At 62.1% G+C, this 26387-nt stretch carries 27 protein-coding genes; 12 read left to right on the top strand and 15 right to left on the bottom strand.

Going from position 1 to position 26387, the window contains the following annotated elements; genetic code table 11:
* From ureC to urtA, 9 genes are all read right to left on the bottom strand, one after another.
* The gene (ureC, locus tag AC1Z24_RS12630) at positions 1-1704 is read right to left on the bottom strand and encodes an urease subunit alpha (RefSeq protein ID WP_483745918.1); all 1704 of its coding nucleotides are present in this window, start codon (positions 1702-1704) and stop codon (positions 1-3) included.
* Between the two features lie 2 nt (positions 1705-1706).
* Positions 1707-2402, bottom strand: coding sequence for an urease subunit beta (locus AC1Z24_RS12625; RefSeq protein WP_483745917.1), 696 nt, complete (start codon positions 2400-2402; stop codon positions 1707-1709).
* Between the two features lie 30 nt (positions 2403-2432).
* Positions 2433-3158, bottom strand: coding sequence for an urease accessory protein UreF (locus AC1Z24_RS12620; RefSeq protein ID WP_483746604.1), 726 nt, complete (start codon positions 3156-3158; stop codon positions 2433-2435).
* Positions 3152-3598, bottom strand: coding sequence for an urease accessory protein UreE (gene ureE / locus AC1Z24_RS12615; protein ID WP_483745916.1), 447 nt, complete (start codon positions 3596-3598; stop codon positions 3152-3154). Before ureE ends, AC1Z24_RS12620 begins: the two co-directional genes overlap by 7 nt.
* 10 nt (positions 3599-3608) lie before the next feature.
* Positions 3609-4298, bottom strand: coding sequence for an urea ABC transporter ATP-binding subunit UrtE (gene urtE / locus AC1Z24_RS12610; RefSeq protein ID WP_259108987.1), 690 nt, complete (start codon positions 4296-4298; stop codon positions 3609-3611).
* 2 nt (positions 4299-4300) lie between these two features.
* Positions 4301-5038, bottom strand: a complete 738-nt coding sequence (gene urtD, locus AC1Z24_RS12605; RefSeq protein ID WP_483745915.1) for an urea ABC transporter ATP-binding protein UrtD — start codon at positions 5036-5038, stop codon at positions 4301-4303.
* On the bottom strand, positions 5035-6168 hold the full coding sequence (urtC, locus tag AC1Z24_RS12600) for an urea ABC transporter permease subunit UrtC (protein ID WP_483745914.1): 1134 nt from the start codon (positions 6166-6168) through the stop codon (positions 5035-5037). The genes urtD and urtC overlap by 4 nt, the downstream gene beginning before the upstream one ends.
* Before the next feature lies 1 nt (position 6169).
* The gene (gene urtB / locus AC1Z24_RS12595; RefSeq protein ID WP_483745913.1) at positions 6170-7072 is read right to left on the bottom strand and encodes an urea ABC transporter permease subunit UrtB; all 903 of its coding nucleotides are present in this window, start codon (positions 7070-7072) and stop codon (positions 6170-6172) included.
* A 69-nt stretch (positions 7073-7141) separates the two neighbouring features.
* Complete coding sequence (urtA, locus tag AC1Z24_RS12590; RefSeq protein WP_259109000.1) at positions 7142-8320, bottom strand: urea ABC transporter substrate-binding protein; 1179 nt, start codon at positions 8318-8320, stop codon at positions 7142-7144.
* An 898-nt stretch (positions 8321-9218) separates the two neighbouring features.
* Between urtA and AC1Z24_RS12585 the strand changes: the two genes are divergently transcribed.
* The 4 genes from AC1Z24_RS12585 (at position 9219) to AC1Z24_RS12570 (ending at position 13351) form a co-directional block, all read left to right on the top strand.
* Positions 9219-10364, top strand: coding sequence for a transporter substrate-binding domain-containing protein (locus AC1Z24_RS12585; RefSeq protein ID WP_483745912.1), 1146 nt, complete (start codon positions 9219-9221; stop codon positions 10362-10364).
* The gene (locus AC1Z24_RS12580) at positions 10361-10990 is read left to right on the top strand and encodes an ANTAR domain-containing response regulator (RefSeq protein WP_483745911.1); all 630 of its coding nucleotides are present in this window, start codon (positions 10361-10363) and stop codon (positions 10988-10990) included. The genes AC1Z24_RS12585 and AC1Z24_RS12580 overlap by 4 nt, the downstream gene beginning before the upstream one ends.
* A 183-nt stretch (positions 10991-11173) precedes the next feature.
* Complete coding sequence (locus tag AC1Z24_RS12575) at positions 11174-12712, top strand: amidase (protein ID WP_483745910.1); 1539 nt, start codon at positions 11174-11176, stop codon at positions 12710-12712.
* Positions 12713-12772: 60 nt separating this feature from the next.
* A complete protein-coding gene (locus tag AC1Z24_RS12570) occupies positions 12773-13351 on the top strand; it encodes a HupE/UreJ family protein (protein WP_483745909.1) in 579 nt (192 codons plus the stop codon).
* Between the two features lie 137 nt (positions 13352-13488).
* Here the strand turns inward: AC1Z24_RS12570 and AC1Z24_RS12565 are convergent, their stop codons facing one another.
* Positions 13489-14184 (bottom strand): DUF4214 domain-containing protein, encoded by a 696-nt coding sequence (locus tag AC1Z24_RS12565; RefSeq protein ID WP_483745908.1) that lies wholly within the window; start codon positions 14182-14184, stop codon positions 13489-13491.
* A 185-nt stretch (positions 14185-14369) separates the two neighbouring features.
* Between AC1Z24_RS12565 and AC1Z24_RS12560 the strand changes: the two genes are divergently transcribed.
* Together AC1Z24_RS12560 and AC1Z24_RS12555 are read left to right on the top strand one after the other, a co-directional pair.
* A complete protein-coding gene (locus AC1Z24_RS12560) occupies positions 14370-14801 on the top strand; it encodes a GFA family protein (RefSeq protein WP_483745907.1) in 432 nt (143 codons plus the stop codon).
* A gap of 50 nt (positions 14802-14851) precedes the next feature.
* Complete coding sequence (locus tag AC1Z24_RS12555) at positions 14852-15280, top strand: DUF4214 domain-containing protein (protein WP_483745906.1); 429 nt, start codon at positions 14852-14854, stop codon at positions 15278-15280.
* Positions 15281-15334: 54 nt separating this feature from the next.
* On the opposite strand, the gene AC1Z24_RS12550 is transcribed toward AC1Z24_RS12555, so the two are convergent.
* Positions 15335-16198 (bottom strand): LysR family transcriptional regulator, encoded by an 864-nt coding sequence (locus AC1Z24_RS12550; protein WP_483745905.1) that lies wholly within the window; start codon positions 16196-16198, stop codon positions 15335-15337.
* 152 nt (positions 16199-16350) lie between these two features.
* On the opposite strand from AC1Z24_RS12550, the gene AC1Z24_RS12545 reads away from it, so the two are divergent.
* Positions 16351-17346: a quinone oxidoreductase family protein gene (locus AC1Z24_RS12545; protein ID WP_483745904.1), complete on the top strand. Its 996-nt coding sequence runs from the start codon at positions 16351-16353 to the stop codon at positions 17344-17346.
* A gap of 289 nt (positions 17347-17635) precedes the next feature.
* Entirely contained in the window at positions 17636-19015 is a 1380-nt protein-coding gene (locus AC1Z24_RS12540; RefSeq protein WP_483745903.1) for an NAD-dependent succinate-semialdehyde dehydrogenase, read from the top strand.
* Between the two features lie 12 nt (positions 19016-19027).
* Here the strand turns inward: AC1Z24_RS12540 and AC1Z24_RS12535 are convergent, their stop codons facing one another.
* Positions 19028-19933, bottom strand: a complete 906-nt coding sequence (locus AC1Z24_RS12535) for a LysR family transcriptional regulator (protein ID WP_483746603.1) — start codon at positions 19931-19933, stop codon at positions 19028-19030.
* A gap of 530 nt (positions 19934-20463) precedes the next feature.
* Here AC1Z24_RS12535 and AC1Z24_RS12530 point away from each other — a divergent pair.
* The 4 genes from AC1Z24_RS12530 to AC1Z24_RS12515 all read left to right on the top strand — a co-directional run bounded on the left by AC1Z24_RS12530 (position 20464) and on the right by AC1Z24_RS12515 (position 23605).
* Complete coding sequence (locus AC1Z24_RS12530; protein ID WP_483745902.1) at positions 20464-21465, top strand: aliphatic sulfonate ABC transporter substrate-binding protein; 1002 nt, start codon at positions 20464-20466, stop codon at positions 21463-21465.
* 5 nt (positions 21466-21470) lie between these two features.
* On the top strand, positions 21471-22304 hold the full coding sequence (locus tag AC1Z24_RS12525; protein ID WP_259109035.1) for an ABC transporter permease: 834 nt from the start codon (positions 21471-21473) through the stop codon (positions 22302-22304).
* On the top strand, positions 22301-23014 hold the full coding sequence (locus AC1Z24_RS12520) for an ABC transporter ATP-binding protein (protein ID WP_483745901.1): 714 nt from the start codon (positions 22301-22303) through the stop codon (positions 23012-23014). Before AC1Z24_RS12525 ends, AC1Z24_RS12520 begins: the two co-directional genes overlap by 4 nt.
* 357 nt (positions 23015-23371) lie before the next feature.
* Positions 23372-23605, top strand: a complete 234-nt coding sequence (locus AC1Z24_RS12515) for a DUF6124 family protein (protein WP_483745900.1) — start codon at positions 23372-23374, stop codon at positions 23603-23605.
* A gap of 111 nt (positions 23606-23716) precedes the next feature.
* Here the strand turns inward: AC1Z24_RS12515 and AC1Z24_RS12510 are convergent, their stop codons facing one another.
* The 3 genes from AC1Z24_RS12510 to AC1Z24_RS12500 all read right to left on the bottom strand — a co-directional run bounded on the left by AC1Z24_RS12510 (position 23717) and on the right by AC1Z24_RS12500 (position 26304).
* On the bottom strand, positions 23717-24421 hold the full coding sequence (locus AC1Z24_RS12510; protein ID WP_483745899.1) for an alpha/beta fold hydrolase: 705 nt from the start codon (positions 24419-24421) through the stop codon (positions 23717-23719).
* A 198-nt stretch (positions 24422-24619) separates the two neighbouring features.
* Entirely contained in the window at positions 24620-25240 is a 621-nt protein-coding gene (locus tag AC1Z24_RS12505; protein WP_483745898.1) for a response regulator transcription factor, read from the bottom strand.
* Positions 25237-26304 carry a sensor histidine kinase gene (locus AC1Z24_RS12500; protein ID WP_483746602.1) on the bottom strand — a complete coding sequence of 356 codons (1068 nt, stop codon included), beginning with the start codon at positions 26302-26304 and terminating at the stop codon, positions 25237-25239. Before AC1Z24_RS12500 ends, AC1Z24_RS12505 begins: the two co-directional genes overlap by 4 nt.
* Positions 26305-26387 lie beyond the last annotated feature (83 nt).

The raw sequence follows: 26387 nt of genomic DNA, 5'->3' as shown, positions 1-26387 counted from the left end.
TCAGCGCAGCATGTAGCGCTGGGCCAGAGGCACTTCGCTGACCGAATCGCAGGTCAGCAGCTCACCGTCGGCGTAGACATCGAAAGTCTGGGCATCGACGCGGATATGCGGGCAGGCATCGTTGTGCAGCATGTCCGACTTGCGCAAAGTGCGGGTGCCGAAGGCCGGCAGCAGCGGTTTGTGCAGGCCCAGGGCCTTGCCGGTATCGGCTTCCACGGCCAGACGATTGACGAAGTTCACCGACAACGCCTGGGGCGCGCGGCCGAACGAGCCCCATTGCGGGCGCATCACCAGGGGTTCGCAGGTGTACAACGATGCGGCGGAATCGCCCATGGCGCCATGCACGATAAAACCGCCCTTGATCACCAGCTCCGGCTTGATACCGAAGAACGCCGGGCGCCACAGCACCAGGTCGGCCAGCTTGCCGGGCTCTATCGAGCCGATATAGCTGTCGATGCCGAACACCCGGGCGGCATTGATGGTGTACTTGGCGATATAGCGCTTGATCCGTTCGTTGTCGCCCAACGCCGTGCTTTCCTCCGGCAGGCGCCCACGCTGGTCCTTCATCTTCGACGCCAGTTGCCAGGTGCGGGCGATCACCTCGTTGATGCGGCCCATGCCCTGGCTGTCCGAGCCAAGAATCGAGATCGCCCCGGTGTCATGCAGAATGTCTTCGGCGGCAATGGTCTGGGGCCTGACCCGTGATTCGGCGAACGCCACATCCTCCGGCACGGCCGGGTTGAGGTGGTGGCAGGTCATGATCATGTCCAGGTGTTCGTCGAAGGTGTTGATCGTGTAGGGGTTGGTCGATGACGGAATGCAGTTGGCCTTGCCCGCCACGCTGATGATGTCCGGGGCATGGCCGCCGCCCGCGCCTTCGGTGTGGTACATGTGAATGGTCCGGTCGCCGATGGCGGCCAGGGTGTCTTCGAGAAAGCCCGACTCGTTGAGGGTGTCGGTGTGCAACTGGACCTGGAAGTCGTACTCGTCGGCGACCTTGAGGCAGGCATCGATCACGGCGGGCATGGCGCCCCAGTCCTCATGAATCTTCAGGCCCAGACAGCCGCCGCGCAGCTGGCCGATCATCGAATCCGGCTTGCTGGTATTGCCCCGTCCGAGAAAACCGAAGTTGACCGGCCAGGCTTCGGACGCCTGGAGCATCTTGCCGACGTTCCATTCGCCACCGCAGTCGATGCCCACGGTGATCGGCCCGAGGGAGCCGCCGATCAGGGTGGTCAGGCCCGCCGCCAGGGCATGCTCGCACAGCTGCGCCGAGTCGAAATGCACGTGCACATCGATGCCGCCGGGTGTGACGATCATGCCCTCGGCATCGCGCACCGTGGTGGCGACGCCGCAGATCAGCTGCGGGTGCACGCCGTCCATGACTTCGGGATTACCGGCCTTGCCGACGGCGACGATCTTGCCGTCCTTGATACCGATATCGCCTTTGATAATGCCGATCACCGGGTCGATGATCAGTGCGTTGCAGATCAGCATGTCCAGGGCGCCGTCAGCGCTGTCATGGCCGGGCATCAGGCCCATGCCGTCGCGCAGGGTCTTGCCGCCGCCGTGCAGGCATTCATCGCCGGGCACGGCATGGTCGAACTCGACCTCGGCCAGCAGCGAGGTGTCGCCGAGCCTGACCGCATCGCCCACGGTAGGGCCGAACATGGCCGCATAGTCTTGTCGCGTCATCGTCGCCATGTTCAGGCTCCCTTGAAGTGTTGGGCGCGGGCACGTTCCAGCGCCAGGGCCTTGCAGGCAGGATCGTGCAGGTTGCCGTTGGTCAAACCGCTGAAGCCGTGGATGTCGCCGCTGCCGCCGAACTGCACCAGGGCGACTTCGCGCATCTCCCCCGGCTCGAAGCGCACGGCCGTGCCGGCGGGGATATCCAGGTGCATGCCGAAGGCGATTTGCCGGGGAAATTCCAGGGCCTTGTTGACCTCGAAAAAGTGGTAGTGGCTGCCCACCTGAATCGGCCGGTCGCCGGTATTGACCGCGCGCAAAGTGGCCTGTGGGCGCCCGGCATTGAGGGCGATATCCCCCACCGGGCTGATGATTTCTCCCGGCGTCGGCATGGGTATCAGGGGCTGGCTGCCGGGGCGGATCGGCTGATGCACGGTGATCAGCTTGGTGCCATCGGGAAAGGTGCCCTCGACCTGCAGGATCGGCAGCAGATCGGCAACGCCGGGCATCACATCGTCGGTATTGAGCAGGGTCGAGCCGTAGCCGATCAGCTCGGCGACGCTGCGGCCTTCCCGGGCGCCTTCGAGCAGTTCGTCGGCGATCAGAGCGCAGGCTTCCGGATGATTCAGGCGCAGGCCCTTGGCCCGGCGCTTGCGCGACAGCTCGGCGGCGGTAAAGAGCGTCAGGCGCTCCAGTTCAGTGGGGGTCAACAGCATGGGCGATGTCCTCTGAGACGGGGCGTCGGTTCAGTTGGCGAACAGGCGCAGATCCTGGGTTTCGTGACGCATGACGGCGATCTCGGCCATGGGAATGAAACTGGCGGCCTGCTCCGGCTCGGGCGCTGCGGCGGCGAGCACTTCGCGCAACGCAGCTTGCAGCCCGGCCAGCACGCGCTGGCCATCGACATGGCCGAGTACGCCAAGGCGCAGAGCGGCGCTGACCAGGCCGGTACACAGGCCATGCACGGAGGCCGCTTCGGCGTGTTCCAGGGGCAACCCCAGATGGCGCCAGACCAACCCCTGAATCACCGGCACATGGGCTGGCGCCTGCCCGGCATTGACCCGGGCCAGATAGTCCCCGGCGGCAGCGGTGCCCAGTGCGGCATGCACGCCGAGCAAGGCCTGACCGATCCGCCGCGAGCCCTGGCGTGCCTCGGTCGCCAGGGTCAGGGCCTCGACTTCACGATCCAGCTGGTTGACCCGTTCAAGATCGTCAGTGGCCAGCCAGGCGCCGCGCAGAAAGGCCCGGTCGAAACTGGCCCAGCGATAACGCACCTGACCGTCGATAAAGGCCTGGACCTCATCGCCGCGGGGCTCCCTGACCCGCTCGCGACGTCGTCCAGCGGGTACCTGGGCGCCCAGCGCCGATTCATTGACCAGGGTCTCCAACCCCCAAGACCAGGCCACCGCGCCACTGGGAAAAAAACTGTCGGCCTGCTGCATGGCCAACAGGGTCGCGGCCAGACTCATGATTCGCTCCGGCGTACCCGGCCGTCCGCCAGCATCGGCGTCAACCGCTCCAAATAATCCTGCTCCGGGCCGTGCAGCTGGATCTGCAATTCATTGCCGGCAAAGCGCACTTTCCAATGCATGTTGCCAGCGAAATAGCCCAGCTCCAGGGCGGCGGCGCTATCCCGTGGCAGCAGGGCCAGCCAAGCCTGCTCCTGCATCTGCACAACCACGGCGCGACGGGCGTCGAGCATCAGCACCGCGCCATTGCGCAGTTGCTCGTGGCGCTCCAGGCGTATCGCATAGTCAGTGCCGCGATCACCCCGCACGCGCAGGCGGTGGCGCTGCATATCGGCACTGCCCAAGGTGACGGTTTCGACGCTGCCTGCGTGTTCCAGGCTGTGCAGCTGTTCGTGAATGGCCGGGTCGCTGGCCAGGCCGAGGATACGTTCGAGAATCAGCATGGCTCGGCCCTCAGATCGTCAGGTAGCGCAGGATGCGCTCGCGGTCGACGGTTTCGCGCACCTCGCTATGGACGAACTCGCCCTTCTCGATGATCAGGTAACGGTCGGCCACAGCCATGGCGAACGACAGCACCTGCTCGGAGACGATCAGGGAAAACCCGCGTTCCTTCTTCAGCTTGTTCAGGGCCTGGGCGATGTCCTTGATGATCGACGGCTGAATGCCTTCGGTGGGCTCGTCGAGAATCAGCACCTTGGGGTTGGAAACCAGTGCTCGGGCGATGGCCAGCTGTTGCTGCTGCCCGCCGGAGAGATTGCCGCCCTTGCGTCGGCGCATCTCGAACAGCACCGGAAAGTACTCGAAGATGTAGTCGGGAATGTTCGGCTCGGGGGTGTTCTCCATACCGGTGCGGATATTTTCTTCCACAGTCAGCAGCGGGAAGATCATCCGTCCCTGGGGCACGAAGCCGATCCCGGCGGCGACCCGCTGATAGCTCTTGCGCCCCAGCAGTTCCTCTCCCGCCAGCTGGATGCTGCCGCTGCGGGCCGGGAGCATGCCGACCAGGCTTTTGAGCAAGGTAGTCTTGCCCATGCCGTTGCGGCCCATGATCGCCAGGGATTCGGCAGGCGCCAGTTGCAGCGACAGGTTGCGCAGCACATGACTCTGCCCGTAGTACACGTTGAGTTCGTTGACGTTCAGCATGTTCAGTGCCCCAGGTAGACGTCGATGACTTGCGGATCGTTCTGCACCTGATCCATGGAACCGTAGGCCAGGGTCTTGCCCTGGTGCAGCACGGTGACCTTGTCGGCCACGGCCTTCACGAACTCCATGTCGTGCTCGATGATCACCATGGCCCGGCCCTGGGCGATGCGTTTGAGCAGGCCGGCGGTCTTTTCCCGCTCCCCGGCACTCATGCCCGCCACCGGCTCGTCGAGCAACAGCAGCTCGGGGCGCTGCATCAGCAGCATGCCGATCTCCAGCCACTGCTTCTGGCCGTGGGACAACAGCCCGGCCTTGAGGCCCAACTGGTCCTTGAGGAAGATCAGTTCGGCAGTACGTTCCACCTCCTCCTCCAGGGCTTTGTCCCGCCGGGAAAACAGGCAGGTAAACAGGCCGCGCTTGTCCGGCGAAGAAATGTCCAGGTTCTCGCGTACCGTGAGATCTTCGTACACCGACGGGTTCTGGAACTTGCGCCCGACCCCGGCGCGGGTGATCTGGTACTCGATCATCTGCGCCAGCTCCATGTCCTTGAAGCGGATGCTGCCGGCGCTGGGCCGGGTCTTGCCGCAGATCATGTCGAGCAGGGTGGTCTTGCCCGCGCCGTTGGGGCCGATCACCACATGGACCTGATTTTCCTCGACATAGAAGTTCAGGCTGTCCACTGCCTTGAAGCCGTCGAACGAAACGCTAAGGTCCTCGACCGCCAGTAGAATTGCACTCATGACCGCTCTCCCCGCTTGCTCAGGCGTTCCAGCAAACCCGCCAGGCCGGCCGGCAGGAACAGCACCACGCCCATGAACAGACCGCCCATGAAGTACTGCCAGAAGTTGACGAAGTTTTCCGAGAGGTAGCTCTTGGCAACGCCGATCAGCAGCGTGCCGTAAATGGCCCCGACCAGGGACAGCCGCCCGCCCAGCGCGGCATAAATCACGATCTCGGTCGATGGAATGATCCCCACCAGGGATGGCGAAGCCAGGCCCACCTGCAGGGTGAACATCACCCCGCCCAACGCCGAGATCAGCGCCGCCACGGCAAAGATAAAGGCCTTGAACAGCGCGGTGTTGTAGCCGGAAAAACGCACCCGGTCCTCGCGGTCACGGATGGCGACAATCACCTTGCCAACCCGGCCATGGATCACGAACTTGCACAGCAGCACACAGAGCAGCAACAGCACCGTGGTGATCAGGTACAGCACCATGGCGGCGGTCTGGCTTTGCAGGTCCAGGCCGAATACCGTCTTGAAATCGGTCAGGCCGTTGACCCCGCCGGTATAACCCTGCTGGCCGATGATGGTGATGGACATGATCGCCGCCAGGGACAGGGTGATGATCGAGAAATACACCCCGCCCACGCGCTTCTTGAAGTAGGCATAGCTGAAGCCGAACGCCAGCAACGCAGGCACCAGCAGGATCGCCAGCACGGTGAAGGTCGGTGACTGGAACGGCTTCCACCACCAGGGCAGCGCTTCGATGCTGTTCCAGATCATGAAGTCCGGCAGGTTCGAGCCGTAGAACGCCGCCAGGGCGCTGGCCGCTTCATCACTCGCTGTGGCTTCGAGCTTGAGGTACATGGCCATCATGTAGCTGCCCAGGCCGAAGAAGATCCCCTGCCCCAGGCTGAGGATGCCGCCATAGCCCCAGATCAGCACCATGCCCAGGGCACAGAACGCCAGGCTCAGGTATTTGCCCGCCAGGCCCAGGCGAAATGCGCCCAGGCACAGCGGCAGGACCACCAGCAGCAACACCGACAACCAGATCAGGCTGTGCCGTTCAACAAAGTACAGGATGCCCTGCCAGCGCTGCCGGTTGGGGTCGAACAGGGAGTCGGAGAGACTCAGGGTCTTGTCAGTCATATCAGCGTCTCACTTTCGCGGCGAACAGGCCGTTGGGACGGAAGAACAGCAACACGATGACCACCAGCAGGGTGATGGCCTTGGCCATCGAACCGGTGGTCAGGTACTCCAGGGACACCTGGGTCTGGCCGATGCCGAAGGCGGACAGGAAGGTACCCAGCAGGCTCTCGACACCGCCAAAGACGACCACGATGAAGGTGTCCACCAGGTACTGCTGGCCGGTGACCGGCCCGGTCGAGGCGAGCATGGTGAAGGAGCTGCCCGCGACCCCGGCGAGGCCGCAGCCCAGAGCAAAGGTCACCGCATCCACCCGCGCCGTATCGATGCCTGCGGCACCGGCCATGGCGCGGTTCTGGGTCACCGCGCGGATGCGCAGGCCCCAACGGCTGCGGTAGAGAAACAGGAACACCGCCCCGGCAATCAGTAAGGTCAGGCCGATGATGAAAATGCGGTTCAGTGGTAGCGACAGGCCTTCGGAAATCTTCCAGGCACCTTGCAGCCACTGCACCGTGGGCACGCTGACTTCCTTGGGGCCGAACACCTGGCGATAGACCTGCTGCAATACCAGCGACAGGCCCCAGGTGGCCAGCAGTGTGTCCAGCGGCCGGTTGTACATGAAGCGGATGAAGCAGCGCTCCAGCAGATAGCCGAAGGCAAAGGTCACAGCGAATGCGACAACGATGCCGACGATGAAATAGGCGCCCATCAACCCCGGCAACCAGCGTTCGAACACCAGTGCAGTGAGGTAGGTCATGTAGGCGCCCAGGGCCATCAGCTCGCCGTGGGCCATATTGATCACGCCCATCAGGCCGAAGACGATGGTCAGGCCGATGGCCATGAGCACCAGCACGGAGAACAGCGAGAATCCGCTGAACACCTGCATTATCAGAATATCGAAAGTCATAGCGCTACCTGTGATGGCTTGGCTGTCGTCGCTTGGCACGCCAGGCCCGCTGCCGGGCCCGGCAGGCCGTTACAGTTTCGGGAACGGGTTGGGCTCGATGGGCGCCGACTCGTAGATCACGTCGACCTGGCCCTGAGCGTTGATGCTGCCGATGCGGGCCTGCTTCCACAGGTGATGGTTGTCCTTATGGATCTTCACCGGACCTTCCGGGGCGTCCCAGGTCAGTTCCGAAGACGCTGCGATGACCTTCGGCACGTCGAAGCTGCCGGCTTTTTCAGCTGCGGCTTTCCACAGGTAGACGCCGGTGTACGCGGCCTCCATCGGATCGCCAATCACCCGGTTCTGCCCGTAACGGGCCTTGAAGGCGGCGACGAACTTGTCGTTCTGCGGGTTCTTCAGGCTCTGGAAATAACTCATGCAGGTGAGAAAACCGGTGAGGTTTTCGGCGCCGATGCCGGTGACTTCTTCTTCGGTGACGGCCAGGGCCATGAGGGTCTGATTGGAGCTGTCGATACCGGCAGCCTTGAGCTGCTTATAGAACGCCACGTTGGAGCCGCCGACGATGGTGGACAGGATAATGTCAGGCTTGGCCGCCTTGATCTTGTTGATCACCGAAGAGAACTCGATATGCCCCAGAGGCAGGTAGTCCTCACCGACAATCGAGCCGCCCTTCTTGCTGATCGAAGCCCGGGCCAGCTTGTTGGTGGTGCGCGGCCAGATATAGTCCGAGCCGACCAGATAGACGCTCTTGCCCTTGTTCTGCATCAGCCAGTCGACCGCAGCCAGGGTCTGTTGCGAGGCTTCCTGGCCGGTGTACATGATGTTCGGCGACTTCTCCAGGCCCTCGTAGAAGGTCGGGTAGTACAACAGGCCCTTGTCCCGTTCGAACACCGGCAGCACTGCCTTGCGTGACGCCGAGGTATAGGCGCCGAACACCGTGGCGACGTGGTCCTGTTCCAGCAGCTTGCGGGCTTTTTCGGCGAAGGTCGGCCAGTCACTGGCACCGTCTTCGACTATCGGCTCGATGGTCTTGCCCAGAACGCCGCCCGAGGCGTTGATCTCATCAATGGCCAGCTTCTCGGCGTCCACCACCGAGGCCTCGCTCATGGCCATGGTCCCGGTCAACGAATGGATAATACCGACCTTGACCGTGTCCGCACTGGCATAGCTGGCCATGGCCAGCGGCATCAGGGTCATGGCACTGAACAACAGTGCGCGCTTCAGCAAACTGCGTGGATCATCGCTCATTACTTTTCTCCAGAAATAAAAAAAGCCCGACCGCCCGTGATTTAAAAAAAACGGGGTGTCAGGCTTCTTGTGCCGAATCTGGCGGGACAACTTTGTCCGATCCAGTCATTCGCCGGGGCATTCCCTACTTGCCAAGTGGGCGTAGGGCAATGGTGCGGCGTTCGAGTGTTGCAGGAAGAAACTTAGCAAGGGCAGTGCCAAGTTCGTACGCAGCACTTTGTCAGGGGCCTTACAACAAGTTGTCCGAAGGGACAGATAGGCACTCGATGGTTTGTCCTGGGAGGCGGTATATCGAGGTATCGCCACAATTTTTGCTTTACCTGGCAACTAATCCCTGGGCGTCGCGGGGCGTGTTTCCTGCTTTAGTTGCCATATTTATTTTGGCCTGATTATCCGGTCTGATTCGCCGCGCAGGAGGGATTGAGCAGCTGCACCATTGCGAGGCTCGATGCACCGAAGCCGGGCAGAAGTATCTGCGGGAGCGAGGCTTGCCCGCGAAAAAGTTAATGCGGTGTATCAGGTGTGTCGCGTCGAGGCCTTCGCGGGCAAGCCTCGCTCCCACAAGGACCAAGTCGGTCAGCCAACGGCTATTTGTCCCCCGGGCTTATACTGCGCATGCGCCACTTGGCCCGCAAAATGCTTCCACTGCTGGCATATCCCCGCAGGATGTCTTGCCCTACGCCCTTCTCCGGCAGGTAGGGAAGATCCTCGCAAGACTGGCCGCGACAGCGTTGTCGTTCCAGACCAGGCGCAAACAGCCTCGATTGCCCTCGACCCGACGGCATGGCCCCATCCATTACTCCCGACCTGCGGCACAGCGGCCTCTTGCTGCGGTGCGCGGTACGGTATTGGCGACAGCGCAAGACGCAGTTCGGCCGATTTGCATAAGGCTCAAGGTATGGCTAATCAAGCAATCAGAATTGGTGGACTGTTTTCCGACTCCGGTATTACCGCCGCCTCGGAACGCTCAATGTTACGCGGAACACAATTTGCCATTGAGCAAGTCAATGCCGAGGGCGGCGTCAATGGCCGGCCCTTTGAATTGATCGTGCGTAATACCGAATCCACGCCTGCGCTCTATGCCATGCATGTCGAATCACTGATCCGTGAGCAAGGCCTGAAGTTCTTCCTCGGTTGCTATACCTCCAGTACCCGCAAGGCGGCGATTCCGGTATTGGAGCGCTATGACGCCCTGTTGTTGTACCCGGTGTTCTACGAAGGCTTCGAATATTCGCGCAATGTGATTTATACCGGCGGTACGCAAAACCATAACACCGTGCCATTGGCGCGCTACATGCTGGAACATTACGGCAACCGGGTGCTGATGATCGGCTCGGAATATGTCTACCCCTATGAAACCAACCGCCTGATGAGCGACCTGCTGTACGAGCACGGCGGCACCAAGCTGGGCGAGTATTACCTGCCCCTGAGCGCCGGCCCCCATGACTTTGACAAGTTGATCGAAAAGGCCCGCCAGCTGCAGCCTTCGTTCATTTTCGCCACCGTGGTCGGGCGCAGCATGAATCACCTTTACCGCGCCTACGCCGAGGCCGATCTGGACCCGGCACGCATGCCGATTGCCAGCCTGGTCACCACGGAAACCGATATCCAGGAGATGGGGCCGGAGCTGGCCATGGGACATATTTCCGCAGCCAGTTATTTCCAGTCGGTGGACACCCCCCTCAACCGCCGGGTCATTGCCGAGTATCGCGAGCGCTTCGGCCAGCATCAGGTCACCGACCGCTGCTGGGAGTCGGCCTATTTCCAGGTCCATCTGTTGGCCAAGGCTCTGCGCCAGGCCCAGGGCGAGGATGTCGAAGATGTCCTGCAGGCCATGCGCGGGCTGGAGCTGGATGCCCCGCAAGGGCGCGTGCGGGTCGATCCGGACAATCATCACACCGCACTGTTTTCCCGTATCGGCCGGGTCAACCGCGACGGCCAGTTCGACCTGCTGCGTGAAAGCCGCCAGGCCATCAAGCCCGACCCTTATGCCATCGCTCCTGGCCTGAACGACTGGTCCAGCGCGCCGGAGAGCCAGCCATGACCCTGCGTGCCGCGAAGAAGCGCTATCGCCCGGAGAGCAGCGGCGGCATCAAGGACCTGCGCGAGATCAGCGTGCTGGTCCTGCATCCCGATGACGAAGACGGGCGTAACCTGATCGCCCAGCTCAAGCGCATCGGCTGCCAGGTGCGGGTGCAGTGGCCAATTCCCGAGCGCCTGCCCGGCGAGGTCGAGGTCATCGTTCTGGCGGTCTCGCCGGAAAGCCTGGCGACCAACACACCCTGGCTGTTCCAGAACGGCACGCCGCCGATCATCCCGGTGATTGCCTATGAGAACCCGATCATTGTCGAAGCCCTGTTGCAGCTCAATGCCAGCGCAGTGATCCCCTCGCCGGTCAAGTCATTCGGCCTGCTGGCGGCTCTGGCGATCACCCTGAACCAGTCGCGCAAGGCCCGGGACCGGGAAAAACACGTCAAGCGCCTGGAAGGCCGGATGGCGGTGATGCGTACAGTGCAACAGGCGAAAATCATCCTGATCGAAACCAAGGGCATGTCCGAAATAGACGCCTATAACGCCCTGCGTGACCAGGCCATGGCCAAGCGCGAACCAGTGGAGAAAATCGCCGAGGCCCTGGTCAAGGCCCATGAACTGTTCCAGCAAACCAGTTAACGACAGCCTGTGCGCTGTCGCCTGAAGGGCGGCAGCCTTTCTGCGCGGAAGTTGCCATACGCCCGTCTTCGGCAGGTATGGAGCACCGCGTAGCGACCGGCGTGGACAACGGCGTCCTCCGGAAAACGACAACGCCCTCCCCTTTGTTGGGCGCCCGTCATCATTTTCTAACGGAGAAACACCATGTCCATTCCACGTCCCGTCAAAACCGACATCCTGCTGGCGGCCCAAGACCACGGCTACACCCTGGATGACGCTCAGGTCGAAGCCTTCCTGCGCCTGTCTGACGGTGCCTTGAACAGCTATGAAAGCGTTGACGCGCTGTACCAGAGCCATATCGCCAAAGCGGCGCCGCAGCGGGAGTTTTCCCGCCCCGAAGCCAAGGACAACAGCCACCGCGCCTGGTACGTGCAGACCCAAATCAAAGGCAGCGGTCAGGGTCCCCTGGCGGGCAAGACCGTGGTCATCAAGGACAACGTCTCGGTCGCCGGCGTACCCATGGCCAACGGCTCCATGAGCATCGACGGCTATGTACCCAGCGAAGACGCCACGGTGGTCAAGCGCCTGCTGGCGGCGGGCGCGACCATTGTCGGCAAATCCGTATGTGAAGACCTGTGCTTCTCCGGCGCCAGTTTCACTTCGACGTCCGGCGCAGTGCTCAACCCCTGGGACAAGACCCGCAATGCCGGGGGGTCCTCCAGTGGCAGCGCGGTGCTGGTAGCCACGGGCGAAGCCGACCTGGCCATAGGCGGCGACCAGGGTGGTTCAATCCGCATGCCCTCGGCCTGGAGCGGCATTGTCGGGCACAAGCCGACCTACAGCCTGGTGCCCTACACCGGCGGTTTCCCCATCGAACGCACCATTGACCACCTCGGGCCCATGGGCCGCAGCGTGAAAGAAGTGGCGGTGATGCTCGACGTGCTGGCCGGTGCCGATGGCCTGGACCCACGGCAGAAAAAAGTCCCGGAACACACCGACACCGTCTCGACCCTGCACCTGGGCGTGGCCGGCCTGAAAATCGGCCTGCTCAAGGAAGGCTTCAACGTGCCCGGCGTCTCCCAGGAAGCGGTGGACGCACTGGTCAAGGCCGGGGCGGCGAAACTTGAAAGCCTGGGCGCCAGCGTCGGCGAAGCCAGCGCACCCTGGCACAGCGGCGTGGCCATGGACCTGTGGAATGTCATCGCCACGGACGGTGCCGCCTACCAGATGCTGCAAGGCAACGGCTACGGCATGAACTTCGACGGCTACTACGATCCGGACATCATGGCCTGGTTCGGCAAAAACCGGATCAAGCATGCCAACCAGCTCTCCGCCACCGTGCGCTCGGTGGCCCTGACCGGTCACTACAGCCTGAAGAACCTCTACGGAGCCTACTACGCCAAGGCGCGCATGCTGGTGGCCGAGCTGACTCGCCAGTACGACGAAGCGCTCAAGCAATACGACGTGCTGATCATGCCGACCATCCCCTTCGTCGCCACGCCCCTGACCGCCGCTGATGCACCTATCGAAGAATACTTCGCCAGCGCCCTGGACATGCTCAGCAACACCGCGCCGTTCGACCTCTCCGGCCACCCGGCGACATCGGTACCGGCAGGCCTCGCCGACGGCCTGCCGGTAGGGCTGATGATTGTCGCTGCGCGCTTCAACGATGCGCTGGGCCTGCGCGTTGCCGCTGCCTTTGAGCAAGTGCGTGGCCCGTTTGGTTTGCCCAAGCAAGGCTGATTGAACAGTGGGGTATCGACGGGATGCCCCACTCCACCACACCATTGAAGGAGTACCCGAATGCAACAAAGACTCTGGAAAGTCGGCCTGAGCGCCACGCTGTGCATATTACCCGGCATTGCCCTGGCCCACCCCGGCCACGATGAATCAGGCCTGCTCGCGGGGATCAGCCACCCGGTCAGCGGCCTCGATCACCTGTTGGCGATGGTTGCCGTGGGCCTGTGGGCGGCCCAGCAACACGGTGCCCGCCGCTGGCAACTGCCCCTGACATTTCTCGCCAGCATGCTGCTGGGGGGCCTGCTGGGATTTGCCGGTTGGTCATTGCCTTGGGTCGAGTCGGGCATCGCCGCCTCGGTCCTGGCGTTTGGCCTGATCGTGATGATCGGCGCGCGCCTGCCCGCCCTTGTGGCCTTGGGTACTACCGCAGTGTTCGGTATCTGCCATGGCATCGCCCACGGTATGGAACTGCCTGAGATGAACAGCCCGTGGGCCTACGCCGCAGGCTTTCTGCTGGCAACTGCCGCCCTGCATGGCGCAGGTTATGCCGTGCTGCGCCTGTTGCCGAAAAGCAGCGTGCCGATCGCTCGTTGGTCGGGTGGAGTCTGTGCACTGTTCGGGGCCGGGTTGCTGGTGGGTTGAGGCAGTGAATTCTGTGGGAGGGAGCGAATTCATTCGCGACGACGGCGTTCCAGGCAATGAAAATAGAGTGACTGTACTAGCCTCTTCGCGGATGAATCCGCTCCCACAGTTCTCTCCCACAGCGTTATCTGGCTCGCTTACAGAATCAAACCACCATTTGCCGCCGTGGCAGTCGACAGATCCTGCGCCCCCGCCACTTGCACTGCCGAGTCATCAAAGGCAGTGAAAGTGCCACCGCTGTCCTGCACGGCATCCGTCAGGATGAAGGTCTGACCCGGTGCGGTAGCGGTATGGGTCACCGCCGCAACGGTATTGGCCAGAGCCGCCGCGCCTGTTGCTGTGGCCAGTGACGCAGGCGTGGCATCCACGCTGCTGAGGAAGGTACGCGCGGCAGCCGCCGCCGTCGCACCCGAGTAACCGGCGATCTCGGCACTGGTGTCCAGTTGCGCAGTAAAGGCCTTGGCCGCTGTCAGTTTGTTGGCCACTGCCGTGGCATCGCCAGCGCCGGCCGAGCTCTGAATCTGATAGGCCGCCTGGGCCTGAGTCACCGCGCCAGCATCGATCTGCGCCACCCAGAAAGCCAATCCGGCGGACTCAGGACTGCGGTTGAACAACGACAGATAAATCGACGACACTTTCTGCGCCGTGGTGGTGCCGGCAAACAACACCTGCGATTCAGCCGATGCGGAAAACCCGGCGACGATTCCGGCCACGCTGCCACCGGAGGCATCGATATTGGCCGCCCAATAGGCCAGGCCTACCGGGTCGGCCGGACGACCGAAATAGGCGATATAGAGTTGCTGGACCTGATCGAAATACGTCGAAGCCGCCATCGGTTGAGCACTCCACTCTACGGACCCATTGCTTGAAAAAAATGCGCTGCCCCGCTGGCAACAGGCTAGCAATGGCAGATTAGCACAGCGCCCACAGGGCCCAAACGCTGAACGCTGAACGCTGAACGCTGAACGGACAGGCTGTTCATAAAAACGTTGGGACTGAACTGATCATGAGGCCAGAAATGAACAAAGACATCAGCGAAATCGACGGCAGTTGCCACTGCGGTGGCGTGCGCTTTCATGTACGCTTGGCCGACGGTCTGCACAGCGCCCGCCGCTGTGACTGCTCCTACTGCCGCATACGCGGCGCGGTGGTGGTCAGTGCGCGACTCGAAGACTTTCAGATTACCGCCGGGGCCGAGCTGCTGACCCTGTATGAATTTCATACCCACACGGCCAAACACTATTTCTGCTCACGCTGCGGGATCTACACGCACCATCAACGGCGCTCCGACCCACAACTCTACGGGATCAATGCGGCGTGCCTGGCGGGGGTCAGTCCGTTTGATTTTGCCGAAGTGCCGGTGAATGACGGGACGGTGCACCCTTCTGACCATCCGGACCGCAAAGGGGATGGGGTGATTGGGGTATTGAGGTTTGTGCCAAAGGCTTGATCAGCCGCTGAGAATCGTAGGAGCATGCGTGCCGGCTCCTACAAGTCCTCATGCCAAATCAGCTGACTGCACCCTGTTTCAGGTTATCAATCAGGTTCGCTATTCAAGCTGCCAACACCCAGCAGACCGCAATCGCCACCCTGTATCAGAACATCCTCGGTCGCCAACCCGACCTGACCGGGTTCGAATACTGGGACAATCAGGTCAATGGCGGACAAAACCTGGGCCAGGTCGCCATTACCATGACCCGCTCCACCGAGTCCGGTAATACCCTGTTCAATGGCAACACCAGCCATGACCTGGACACCCTGTATAACGTCATCCTGCACCGCGCCACCGACCCGGTCGGCAAGGCCTATTGGAGCGCGCAGATCGATCAGGGCCATCAGACCATTGATCAGGTGGCCCAGGGCTTCGTCACCTCCAATGAGCTGGTCGCAGCTTATGTGCCGCAAACCCAGTGGGATTTTCTCGGGTAATCCTGACCAGAGGCATTTGCTGGCTACATGGTGGGAGCTGCCCGTGTGCACCAGTCAATAGCGCAGCAGGGGCTCCTGCTGCACGCACTCCACCAGAAAATCCATCACCGCCTTCACCGAGGGCGAGCGGCGCAGGTCCGGGTAGGCCGTCAGCCAGATATCCCTGACCGGTGCTTCGCTGTCCACCGGCAGGCGCTGCAATGCCGGGTCGTTATCACCGACAAGTGTCGGCAACACCACAGCTCCTACGCCGAACCGCGCAGCCATCTGTTGCGAGGGGATATCGCCTGCGCAAAACACCACCGGCCGATGCCGTCTGATCTGATGCAGCCACTGCTGTTGCGGCAAGTGATCGCGGCCTTCGTCGTAGCCGATGAAGGTCCACTGCTCGGCAGGACGCTCCTTGAATGCTTCGCTCCCATACAAGGCAAAGCGCACGGCGCCGATCTTCCTGCGCACCAGAGCGTCTTCCTCGGGGCGCAGGGTGCGCAGGGCGATGTCGGCTTCGCCTTTGTCCAGCGATGCCAGGGACAGCGACGGCAACAGGACTACATTCAACTTGGGATGCTGCTCGCGCAAGGCGCTGATACGCGGGGCGATGCAATGGATGGCCATGGACGGCGGCGCACTGACCCGCACGGTACCGGCCACCTCGATGGACGCGAGGCGCGACATCTGTGCGATCTCCGTAGAGATCCCCGCCATGGCCCCGGCGATCCGCGCCAGTGCCCGGCCGTCCGCCGTCAGGGGCCGGCTGCGCGGCAAGCGGTCGACCAGGCGCAGGCCAAGGGATTTTTCCAGCGCGTCGAGGCGACGGCCCACCGTGGCGTGCTCGACCTGTAGTTCCCTGGCAGCAGCCGACAGGGACTGGGTGCGGGCCAGCACGGTAAAGAAATACAGATCCTGCCAGTCGAACATCGGGTTATTTCCGATCAGATAAAGGGAATTTTTCGGGAGTTCTCGAACCGTACGCCAGGTTTTACCATGAATGACACTGCGGCAGGCCACAGCGCCGCCTCTCTGAGCATCCCGCCCTTTGTTCTGAACCAGCCTATGAGAGCCATTACCCCATGAAAGCCATCACCATCCACACCTACGGCGGCCCGGAGGTCGTGCAGATTCGCACCGACATGCCCATGCCCACCGTCAGTCCCGGCCATGTACTGGTCAAAGTCGCCTATGCCGGGATCAACTTCATGGATGTGCACACCCGTCAGGGCAAGTACGCCAGCTCCGTCACCTACCCGGTGGGCCTGCCCTGTACCCTGGGCATGGAAGGCTCCGGTGAGGTCGTCGCAGTCGGTGCAGGCGTCGGGCAACTGGCTCTTGGCGACCGGGTCGCCTGGTGCATCGCCTGGGGCAGTTACGCCGAATACGCCAGTATCCCGGCGGCGCGGGTGGCAAAGATCCCCGACGCCATCCCTTTCGACATGGCTGCGGCAGCCATCTTCCAGGGCGCCACGGCACACTATCTGGTCGAGGATATCGCCCGCCTGCACGAAGGCAGCACCTGCCTGGTTCACGCCGCTTCCGGGAGCATTGGTCAGTTACTGGTACAGATGGCCAAACGCCGTGGCGCCAGGGTCTTCGCCACCGGCAGCACTGCAGAGAAATGTGCGATTGCCCGGCAACGCGGCGCCGATCAGGCCATGTCTTATGACGGCTTTGCCGAACGTATTCGCGAGGCCACCCAGGGCGTGGGCGTCGATGTGGTATTCGACTCCGTCGGCAAAAGCACCCTGCGCGAAAGTTTGCGCGCCTGTCGTACCCGTGGCCTGATCGTCAACTACGGCAACGTCTCAGGTTCCATCACCGACCTGGACCCCATCGAGCTGGGCGAAGCCGGTTCACTGTTTCTCACCCGCCCGCGCCTGGCCGATCACATGAACGACGGTCCCACCGTACAGCGCCGCGCCGATGCGGTGTTTGCGGCGATTCTTGAAGGCTCCCTGAGCATCGAGATCGAAGGGCATTACACGATGGACGAGGTGCAGGACATCCATGCCCGCATCGAAGCCCGGCAACAGATCGGCAAATCGGTGATGCGCATCGGCACCACTGACTGACGCCTCCACCGGCAGTACATCCGGCACCACAGACAACCACAGGCACTCGTCTCTGGCGGCGCTTGTATACGCGTGCGTGGTTGTGATGCCTGGGACAGACAGACCCGTGTAGGAGCGCCTTTAGCCACGAGGCCTCCTCTCGGCTAAAGCCGGTCCTACATCTGCAACCTCATCGGATTAGGCAAGCCCCCCAGATAAACCGGCATTCGCCGCAATGACCATCGGCCTTACCTTGAATGCACCCGGCGCGAGCCCTTCGCGCCAAGGTTCATCCTCTGGAGATCACGCCATGCTCATTGTCTACAATCCCGCCGATGGCAGCGAAGTGGGTCGTGTTGCGCAAAGCGATGCCAACGCCGTACGCAACGCCGTGGAACGCACCTGTGCGGCCTTCCCTGAATGGTCAGGGAAACTGGCCAAGGAACGCAGTGACATCCTTCGCCGCTGGCACGACAGCGTCAAGGCCGACAAGGAAGCCTTCGCCGAACTCATGGTCAAGGAAAACGGCAAATGCCTGACCGAAGCCCGTGGCGAAATAGACTATGGTCTGGGCTTTATCGAGTGGTACGCCGAAGAAGCCAAGCGCGTCTACGGCGACACCATCCCGACCCACGACAAGAATGCCCAGGTCATGGTCACCAAGGAGCCCATCGGCCCGGTGGCAGCGATCACGCCGTGGAACTTCCCGTTCATGATGATCACCCGCAAGGTCGCCACGGCCCTGGCGGCGGGTTGCACCATGATCATCAAACCCGCCGAAGACACGCCGCTGACCGCCTTCAAACTGCTGGAGCATGCCCGAAAAGCCGGCATTCCCGAAGGCGTACTGGAAATGCTGGTCGGCGATCCAAAAGAGATCGGCGTGATCCTCACCGCCGAGCCGCGCATCCGCAAAATCTCCTTCACCGGCTCGACCAACGTCGGCAAGTTGCTGGCCGCCCAATGCGCCCAGACCATTAAGAAAATGACCATGGAACTGGGCGGCAACGCGCCCTTTATCGTGTTCGACGATGCCAATCTGGATGAAGCGGTCAAGGGCCTGGTCGGCGCCAAACTGCGCAATTCCGGGCAGGTGTGTATCTCGCCGAATCGCATCTTTGTGCAGCAGGGCATCCTCGAACCCTTCCTCGCCAAGGTGAAGGCCGCCGTCGAAGCCATCGATGTCGATCAGGGCCTGCGCGCCGATTTCGTGGTCGGGCCGATGGTGAACAAGATGGGCTTCGACAAGGTTGTGAGCCTGGTGGAACAGGCCAAGGCAGCCGGGGCCAAAGTGCTGCTGGGCGGCAAGCCCCACGCCAAGGGCGGGCTGTTCTACGAGCCGACGATTCTGACTGGCCTGAGCGACGATTCGCCCCTGGCGCAGAACGAAATCTTCGGCCCGGTGTTCGCCATCTACCCCTTCGCCAGCGAAGAGGAGGCCATCGAACGCGCCAACCAGACCGAGTTCGGCCTTGTCGCCTATGCCTATACCAGCGCCCTGGGACGCTCATTGCGCCTGTCCAGGCAGTTGGAAGCAGGCATGGTGATTCTCAACTCGGGCTCGGTCGGTACTGTGTCGATTCCCTTTGGCGGCATCAAGCAGTCCGGCTACGGGCGCGAGGGCAGCTACTACGGCATCGAGGAGTATGTGCATGTGAAATACGTGCTGCTGGCAGGGGCGCAGTTGTAGCGCGGGCTGTTTTCAGCCCTGCGGGAAACATTCCTGAATCGCCGCCTTGGCCTCGATCATCGGGGCCTCGGTCAGCTCCTGGGTGCGCCAGCCCAGTTCGATGGGATAACGGCGCATCTGCAGCGGACAGGCCAGCACCTGCAGGCCGCTGATCCGGGCGATGGCTTCGGCGGCATGATCGGGAATGGTGGCAATGGCGCGGGTGCCCTTGAGCAAATAGGGCAATGCGGCAAAGTGAGTGGTCGAGGCCACCACTTTGCGCTTGAGGCCCAAGGGCGCCAGCGCCTCATCGACCATGCCGATAAAGCCGCCGGAAGACACCAGTATCTGATCGTGCTCGACGAATTGGCCTACATCGAAAGTCGCCGGGTCCAATTGCAATTGCTCGGGATCGACCAGGCAACTGTAGCCCCCCTCCCCCAGCAACTCGCGGCTCAGGGTACGACTGGAAAGGCCGCCGGAAGACACCGCCAGGTCGATACTGCGACTGAGCAACGCTTCGCCGATGATCTGGCTATGACTCTGGCGAAAGATCACCCGCAGTTGCGGCGCACGCCGGGCGATGGCATCGAGCAAGCGGCGGCCGATGGCAATCTCAAAATCATCCGACAGGCCGATGGTCACCGAACGCCCGTAGAAACTGGTGGGCATGGGCGAGGCCATGCTCAGGGTCTGCCGACATTTATCCAGGGCTTCGGAGACCACCGGCTTGAGCTGATTGGCCAGCAAGGTCGGGGTCAGGCCTCGGCCGGTGCGCAGGAACAACTGATCGTCATACAGCACCCGCAACCGCGCCAGCGCCGCACTTACCGCCGACTGCGTTACGCCCAACAGAATCGCCGCACGGCTGGCGCTGCCCTCATCGTGCAACGCCTCGAAGACCTTGAGCAGATTGAGGTCGGTGTTGGCGATATTCATGGGCTTCATATCCGGGGAGGCGATGTGAGGCTGGGTACTATAGCGAAATGGCTGAGTGCAGATCATCTGCGCCCAGGCTTTCCTCGGCTGCGCGGCGCTATCGTCAGGTGTTCTTGCAATACAGGCTTCCTCGAATTCGCGCAGGGTCGCGTCATCAATCGCTCCGACGTCCCGCAGCGCCCGGGCGGGCTCGTATACGGATTGCAGTACTTGGCTTTTGAATTTCTCACTCATGAGTGATCTCCAAAAAATTTACCCATCTACATTTCTCTGATCTCGTGCAAGGCAGTAAGAGCAACCCGGCGGCGTTCCTGACACACCGCATCAACCCTGCTCGCCAACCACTTGGCTCCTGCCGCACCGCGTCGAGCCGTGCCGTTCATCAACCGCATATTTTAAACCGCCGCGAAGCTCAATCAGGCATACCCTAATACCTAAAGGTTATTTATTTCCTTCTAGTTAGATCATTTAGCCTGCACCTCTTACCTGATCTTTCGACATAGCCGATAAAAAAACCAAGGAACGCCTGCATGCACGCCCATCCATTATTGCTGTTGCTCAAGCGCTGGACCCGCCCTCTGATCACTGCGACCCTGCTTTCGGGCGCCTTGGCCAGCGCGACTCAAGTGCAGGCGGCGGATCCGGCCGAAGTCCATCTGGACTACGCCTATTACTCCCCCACCAGCCTGGTGCTCAAGCACTTTGGCTGGCTGGAACAGGCCCTGCCCCAGACCAAGGTCAGCTGGGTATTGAGCCAGGGCAGTAATCGCTCGCTGGAATACCTCAACAGTTCCAGTATCGACTTCGCTTCGACCGCCGGGCTTGCGGCCGTGCTGAGCCGCGCCAACGGCAGCCCGATCAAGACGGTGTATATCGCCAGCCGCCCGGAATGGACCGCGCTTGCCGTCGCCAAGGACTCGCCGATCAAGACAGTGGCCGACCTCAAGGGCAAGAAAATTGCCGCCACCAAAGGCACTGATCCTTACCTATTCACCCTGCGCGCCCTGCAACAGGCCGGTTTGACCAAAGATGACGTCGAACTGGTGCACCTGCAGCATCCTGATGGTCGCGTCGCGCTGGAGAAAGGCGATGTCGACGCCTGGGCCGGGCTCGACCCGCACCTGGCCGCCAGTCAGGTGCAAGCCGGTTCGCGCCTGCTGTACCGCAATGTCGATTTCAACAGCTATGGCGTGCTGAGCGTCACCGAGGCCTATGCCAAGGCCCAGCCACACACCATCGAGACCGTGCTCAAGGCCTACGAGAAAGCCCGAGCGTGGGCACGCCAGAACCCGGACGAGTTGGCCAAACTGCTCGCCACTGAATCGGGCCTGCCCCTGGAAGTGGCCAAGTTGCAATTGTCGCGCACCGATTTCAGCAATGCTCAACCGGGCGCCGAACACATTGCCGCACTGAAAGCTGCCGCGCCGATTCTCGTGTCCGAGGGGCTGGTGCGCAAAGGCGTGGACGTCAACCAGGTGGTTGATCAGTTGATCGATCCGCAGTTCAGCGCTGCCGTTATCGGGAAAAACTGAAGGTCATGGCCGTGCCGAGCAAATCCCTGTCCGACACCTCGCCCCGGCGACTCAGGACGCCACGCCTGCAGTGGGCTGCAAGACTGAAAGGTTGGGCATTACCCCTGCTGATCATCGCAGTCCTTGAAATCACCGCGCGGGCGGGCGTGCTGCCCACCTACCAGATGCCCGCCCCCAGCGACGTGGCGCTGACCCTGTTGGAACTGGGTCACGGCGCGCTGGGCAAACATGTGCTGGCCAGCGTGCTGCGGGTACTGGGCGGATTTGCCATCGGTGCGAGCCTGGCGCTGCTGTTCGCCGCCTGGGTCGGCCTGAGCCGGGAAGCCGAGGCCTGGCTGGAGCCGACCTTCGCCGGGCTGCGGGCCATCCCCAGCCTGGCCTGGGTGCCCCTGCTGCTGCTCTGGCTGGGCATCGACGAAACCTCCAAGATCGTGTTGATCGCCATCGGGGCGTTTTTCCCGGTGTACGTCAATGGCGTGGCGGCCATCCGTGATGTCGACCGGCGCCTGGTGGAAGTCGGCCAGATGTACGGTTTCAGCCGACGCCGCCTGATCTGGCGAATACTCTTGCCCGCCTCGATGCCCGGCCTGTTTACCGGATTGCGCAGCGGCCTGAGCATGGCCTGGATGTTTGTCGTGGCAGCGGAACTGATCGCCGCCACCCGGGGTTTGGGTTACTTGCTCAGCGACGGCCGTGAAACGTCGCGGCCGGACATCGTCCTGGCCGCGATTATCGTCCTCGCGGTCCTGGGCAAACTCAGCGATGGCCTGCTCGCCGCGCTGGAGCGTCGCTGGCTGCACTGGCGCGACACCTTTACTGGCCAGGGAGACGACGCATGAGCGAGGCACTGCTGGATATACAGGTCAACCGCAAGGACTTCGGCCAGACCCGCGTACTGCAGAACGTCAAGGTGCGCCTGCATCCCGGTGAAGTGGTCAGCCTGCTGGGCCCCAGCGGCTGCGGCAAAAGCACGCTGTTGCGGATCATCGCCGGGCTTGAACAGGACTACAGCGGCGAACTGCAGCAAAGCACCGATCAGGTGGCGTTCGTCTTTCAGGAACCGCGCTTGATGCCCTGGCTGAGCGTGGAGCGCAACGTCGGCTTTCATGATGACACGGCATTCGATGCGGCCTGGGTCGCCCAGTTACTCGACGAAGTCGGCCTGAACGGCTTTGCCCTGGCCCTGCCCAAGCAACTGTCCGGCGGCATGGCCCAGCGCGTGGCGATTGCCCGTGGCTTGTATTCGCGCCCTCGTGTGCTGCTGCTCGATGAGCCTTTCAGTGCGGTGGACGCCTTTACCCGCATGAAGCTGCAAGACCTGTTGCTCGACCTGGCACAGCGGCATGACATCGCCCTGCTGATGGTCACCCACGATATCGACGAGGCGCTGTACCTGAGCGATCGCGTGTTGATCATGGGTAATCGCCCCAGCCATGTGCGCCTGGAGCTGGCGGTGGAGCTTGCCCATCCCCGTGATCGCCGGGACCCGCTTCTGGCAACCCTGAAGGCAGAGTCCCTGACCGAATTGCATCAGGCCCAGGTGTTCTGAATAACGGCGAGCGGCCACACAAATGGCAATACTTGTCAGGCGTTAAACCGCTCTGCTGTAGGACTCTTCTGAAGTTTTTGGCTATGCTGCTCAATCGCTTGAAGATGCTTGAAGAGGCGACTAATTTGCCGCCTGTCGCTGACTGCAGCGACGGGGTTTAGTCGCCCATTTCTTAAGTTGCATAGTGCTTCAGCCATTGCCGGAATCATCGATTCCGGTAGTGCTTTATGGCGGCTGTGTACGGGGCACCTCAGGGTGCGCCGGGTACTTGAGACCGGTCGACTAACCCGTATACAGCCGCCACCTTCATTTAGTCGTGATGTGTGGGGGCCAGGTTATCTCAAGTAAGGATTTGCCATGAACACACCGATACCCAATCTCTTCATCCTCAACCCCGATATCCCCACCGAAGAGCTGTTGATATTCGCCAGCGAATACCTCGACAGCACCGCCGCCATCGTCTACGAAACCGCCGACAATATTTCCCCCGAGTACCGGCCCCTGGCCCGGGCGGCGGTGCAGCAGATGGATGTACTACGGACGATGTTCGATGCGGTGACGGTAAGAGTGCAGGGGCACGCCGACCTCTGAGTGGGAATATCATGAGGTGGGACCGGCTTTAGCCGGGAAGGCATCGGTACAGACGATACATATTCACCGCCCGGAACATCGCCTTCCCGGCTAAAGCCGGTCCCACAGCCCTCATTTCAATTCAGACAGATCGCCCAACCAATTCTGGAGCAATTCCAGCGTCCGCTCAGGATGCTCCAGCGGCGGCAAATGCCCGCATTGCGCAATCACCACCAGGGTCGAACCGGCAATGCTGCGGTGCATCAGTTCGGACTCTTCCCGCGGCGTCACCCCATCCTCGGCCCCGACCACGATCAGGGTCGGCACCTTCACTTGTTGCAGCACCGGCATATAGTCCTGGCGGTCGATAATGGCTTGCTGCTGACGGATGAAACCGTCCTTGCCGATGGTCTCGGCCATATCCAGAACGATCTGTGCGGCAGGCGTGCCCAGGCTGCGGGCGTGCATCAGGCGGGGCAGCAGTTGCGGGGTGACGCCCTTGAACTTGCCCAGTTCCGCCAGGTTGAGCATGCCCCGTCTCACCTTGGCGCGAGCCTCGCTATCGGGCCGGGCCATGGTGTCGAACAGGGCCAGTTTGAGCACCCGCTGCGGCGCCAGACGCAGGATTTCCATGGCGACATAACCGCCCATGGACAGCGCTGCCAGGGCGAATTGCTCAGGTGCCTGATCGAGAACCCGACGGGCCATGGTTTCGAGGCTGGGGTCCTGGGTCAGGTCCGGGATCAATACCGGCCGCGAGGCTGCCAGGGCCGGTTGCTGGTGCTGCCAGAGGCGATGGTCATTGAGCAGACCAGGAAGCAGGACGAGGGGAATCAAAAAACAGGTTCTCCGAGAGGAAGTGAATGCGCACTTAGCAACACAACACAACACAACTATTGGAAATGGAATGAGGGGTGGGACCAAGCTTGCTTGCAAAGGAACCCGTTCAGCCTGCACATTTTTCGGCGGCCGACAGATGGCTTTCGCAAGCAAGCTTGCTCCCACACAACCTGCACCGATATTACAGCACTGCCCTCACCCACCCACCTTCAGCCGCTCGGAAATCTTCACCAGTTCAGCCAGGGAGTCGGCGTTCATCTTGCGCATCAGCGCGCCGCGCCGCACTTTCACCGTGACCTCGCTGACCTCCAGGCGCGCCGCCACCTGTTTGTTGAGCAGGCCGGTCACCACCAGTTCCATGACCTGGCGCTCGCCTTCGGTGAGGCTGGCGTGGCGCCTGAGCAGTTCACTGTGCACCGAAGCAGTTGCCCGGCGTTCACGGTCGCGCTCCAGGCCCTGATGAATGGCGTCGAGCAGGTCCTGTTCGCGGAACGGCTTGGTCAGGAACTCCAGGGCCCCGGCTTTCATGGCACGCACCGACATGGGGATATCGCCATGGGCCGTGATGAAGATCACCGGCAGCAGGATGCCGTCGCTCGCCATGCGGTCGATAAAATCCAGGCCGCTCACGCCGGGCATGCGCACATCGAGTATCAGGCAGCCCGGCGCATCCGCCCGCTCGGCCGCGAGGAACGCCTGAACCGAGGCGAACAGCCGGGCATTCAAGCCGATGGACGCCAGCAGGTCTTCCAGCGAGGCACGGATCGAGGCATCGTCATCGACGACATAGACAATGGCTTCAGCATCGGCAGTCATGTGGGCTCCATGGCATTGCCAGGCAGAGTGAAATGAAAGATCGCCCCGCCGCCGGGGTTGGCGCTGGCCCAGATACGTCCGCCATGGGCTTCGATGATCGAGCGACTGACCGCCAGGCCAATGCCCATGCCCTCGGCCTTGGTGGTGTAGAAGGCTTCGAACAGGCGCTCGGCAGAATCTGTATCGAGGCCGATGCCCGTGTCGCAGACCGCGAAGCCAAGTTGCCCGGACGGTTGCTGATCGACACGAATTTCCAGCTCACGACGCTCATCCCTGGCCGCATTGATGGCTTCACTGGCGTTGAGGATCAGGTTCAGCAGCACCTGCTGGACCTGCACACGGTCAGCCAGCAACGGCGGCAGCCCCTCGGCGATCTGCAGGTTGAGCTGCACCCGCTGTTGCTCCAGCTCGCTGTGCACCAGAGCCAGAATACCGGTAATGGTATCGGCGACGTTCAGCCATTCCTTGTGCGGCGGCGCACGTTTGGCCAAGGCGCGGACCCGGGCGATCACTTCGCTGGCGCGGTGGGCATCGCTGATGATGCGCTCCACTGCCTGACGCGCCTTGGGCAGGTTGGCCTGTTCCCCTGCCAGCCAGCGCAGGCAGGCATTGCCACTGGTAGCAATGGCCGCCAGCGGCTGATTCACTTCGTGGGCAATTGAGGCCGTCAGTTCGCCGAGCATGTTGACCCGGCCGATCTGCGCCAGATGCGCCCGCGCCTCATGCTCTGCACGCGTGGCCATGGCCATGCGCAGGCTCAGGTAAGTGGCGGCAATGATTGCTGCCAGGCTGATCAGGCAATTGATCAGCCCCGAACCGTGGTCGCCGGATTTGGTGGCCAGGAAACTGATGACCGTCAGGATCAGGCACAGCACGGCAATCCGCGCCACACCCTTGGGCGACAGGAAGCTCATGGCCAACAGGACGACGGCGACGTGAAACACTCCCACCGCGATCTCCATATCGGTCAGGGTATCGACCACGGCAATGCCGAACGCCAGCGCCAGCAAGGCGCTCAAGCGCAATGCCCCACGCGCCCTGCTGTAGTTTTCCTTCTCGCCCATGGCGCAGATTCTCTCGATCAAGACAGATATGTCTTACAGCGGGTGGAGGATAAGCGCTGGCAGTGTCCTGCGCCACACACGAT

This window comes from Pseudomonas sp. JL23, assembly GCF_056933585.1.
The sequence above is the reverse complement of the archived record's forward strand: the minus strand, read 5'-3'. Positions and strand labels throughout refer to the sequence as shown.

Excerpts from the sequence above, each read along its gene's own strand:
- AC1Z24_RS12585 (WP_483745912.1), top strand. The coding sequence starts at position 9,219 with ATGGCTAATCAAGCAATCAGAATTGGTGGACTGTTTTCCGACTCCGGT.
- AC1Z24_RS12505 (WP_483745898.1), bottom strand. The coding sequence starts at position 25,240 with ATGACTGCCGATGCTGAAGCCATTGTCTATGTCGTCGATGACGATGCC.
- AC1Z24_RS12525 (WP_259109035.1), top strand. The coding sequence starts at position 21,471 with ATGGCCGTGCCGAGCAAATCCCTGTCCGACACCTCGCCCCGGCGACTC.
- AC1Z24_RS12565 (WP_483745908.1), bottom strand. The coding sequence starts at position 14,184 with ATGGCGGCTTCGACGTATTTCGATCAGGTCCAGCAACTCTATATCGCC.
- urtC (WP_483745914.1), bottom strand. The coding sequence starts at position 6,168 with ATGACTGACAAGACCCTGAGTCTCTCCGACTCCCTGTTCGACCCCAAC.
- AC1Z24_RS12560 (WP_483745907.1), top strand. The coding sequence starts at position 14,370 with ATGAACAAAGACATCAGCGAAATCGACGGCAGTTGCCACTGCGGTGGC.
- urtE (WP_259108987.1), bottom strand. The coding sequence starts at position 4,298 with ATGCTGAACGTCAACGAACTCAACGTGTACTACGGGCAGAGTCATGTG.
- AC1Z24_RS12570 (WP_483745909.1), top strand. The coding sequence starts at position 12,773 with ATGCAACAAAGACTCTGGAAAGTCGGCCTGAGCGCCACGCTGTGCATA.
- urtD (WP_483745915.1), bottom strand. The coding sequence starts at position 5,038 with ATGAGTGCAATTCTACTGGCGGTCGAGGACCTTAGCGTTTCGTTCGAC.
- urtB (WP_483745913.1), bottom strand. The coding sequence starts at position 7,072 with ATGACTTTCGATATTCTGATAATGCAGGTGTTCAGCGGATTCTCGCTG.
- AC1Z24_RS12520 (WP_483745901.1), top strand. The coding sequence starts at position 22,301 with ATGAGCGAGGCACTGCTGGATATACAGGTCAACCGCAAGGACTTCGGC.
- AC1Z24_RS12580 (WP_483745911.1), top strand. The coding sequence starts at position 10,361 with ATGACCCTGCGTGCCGCGAAGAAGCGCTATCGCCCGGAGAGCAGCGGC.
- AC1Z24_RS12545 (WP_483745904.1), top strand. The coding sequence starts at position 16,351 with ATGAAAGCCATCACCATCCACACCTACGGCGGCCCGGAGGTCGTGCAG.
- ureC (WP_483745918.1), bottom strand. The coding sequence starts at position 1,704 with ATGGCGACGATGACGCGACAAGACTATGCGGCCATGTTCGGCCCTACC.
- AC1Z24_RS12535 (WP_483746603.1), bottom strand. The coding sequence starts at position 19,933 with ATGAATATCGCCAACACCGACCTCAATCTGCTCAAGGTCTTCGAGGCG.
- AC1Z24_RS12575 (WP_483745910.1), top strand. The coding sequence starts at position 11,174 with ATGTCCATTCCACGTCCCGTCAAAACCGACATCCTGCTGGCGGCCCAA.
- AC1Z24_RS12515 (WP_483745900.1), top strand. The coding sequence starts at position 23,372 with ATGAACACACCGATACCCAATCTCTTCATCCTCAACCCCGATATCCCC.
- AC1Z24_RS12555 (WP_483745906.1), top strand. The coding sequence starts at position 14,852 with ATGCCAAATCAGCTGACTGCACCCTGTTTCAGGTTATCAATCAGGTTC.
- AC1Z24_RS12540 (WP_483745903.1), top strand. The coding sequence starts at position 17,636 with ATGCTCATTGTCTACAATCCCGCCGATGGCAGCGAAGTGGGTCGTGTT.
- AC1Z24_RS12625 (WP_483745917.1), bottom strand. The coding sequence starts at position 2,402 with ATGCTGTTGACCCCCACTGAACTGGAGCGCCTGACGCTCTTTACCGCC.
- AC1Z24_RS12530 (WP_483745902.1), top strand. The coding sequence starts at position 20,464 with ATGCACGCCCATCCATTATTGCTGTTGCTCAAGCGCTGGACCCGCCCT.
- AC1Z24_RS12500 (WP_483746602.1), bottom strand. The coding sequence starts at position 26,304 with ATGGGCGAGAAGGAAAACTACAGCAGGGCGCGTGGGGCATTGCGCTTG.
- urtA (WP_259109000.1), bottom strand. The coding sequence starts at position 8,320 with ATGAGCGATGATCCACGCAGTTTGCTGAAGCGCGCACTGTTGTTCAGT.
- ureE (WP_483745916.1), bottom strand. The coding sequence starts at position 3,598 with ATGCTGATTCTCGAACGTATCCTCGGCCTGGCCAGCGACCCGGCCATT.
- AC1Z24_RS12550 (WP_483745905.1), bottom strand. The coding sequence starts at position 16,198 with ATGTTCGACTGGCAGGATCTGTATTTCTTTACCGTGCTGGCCCGCACC.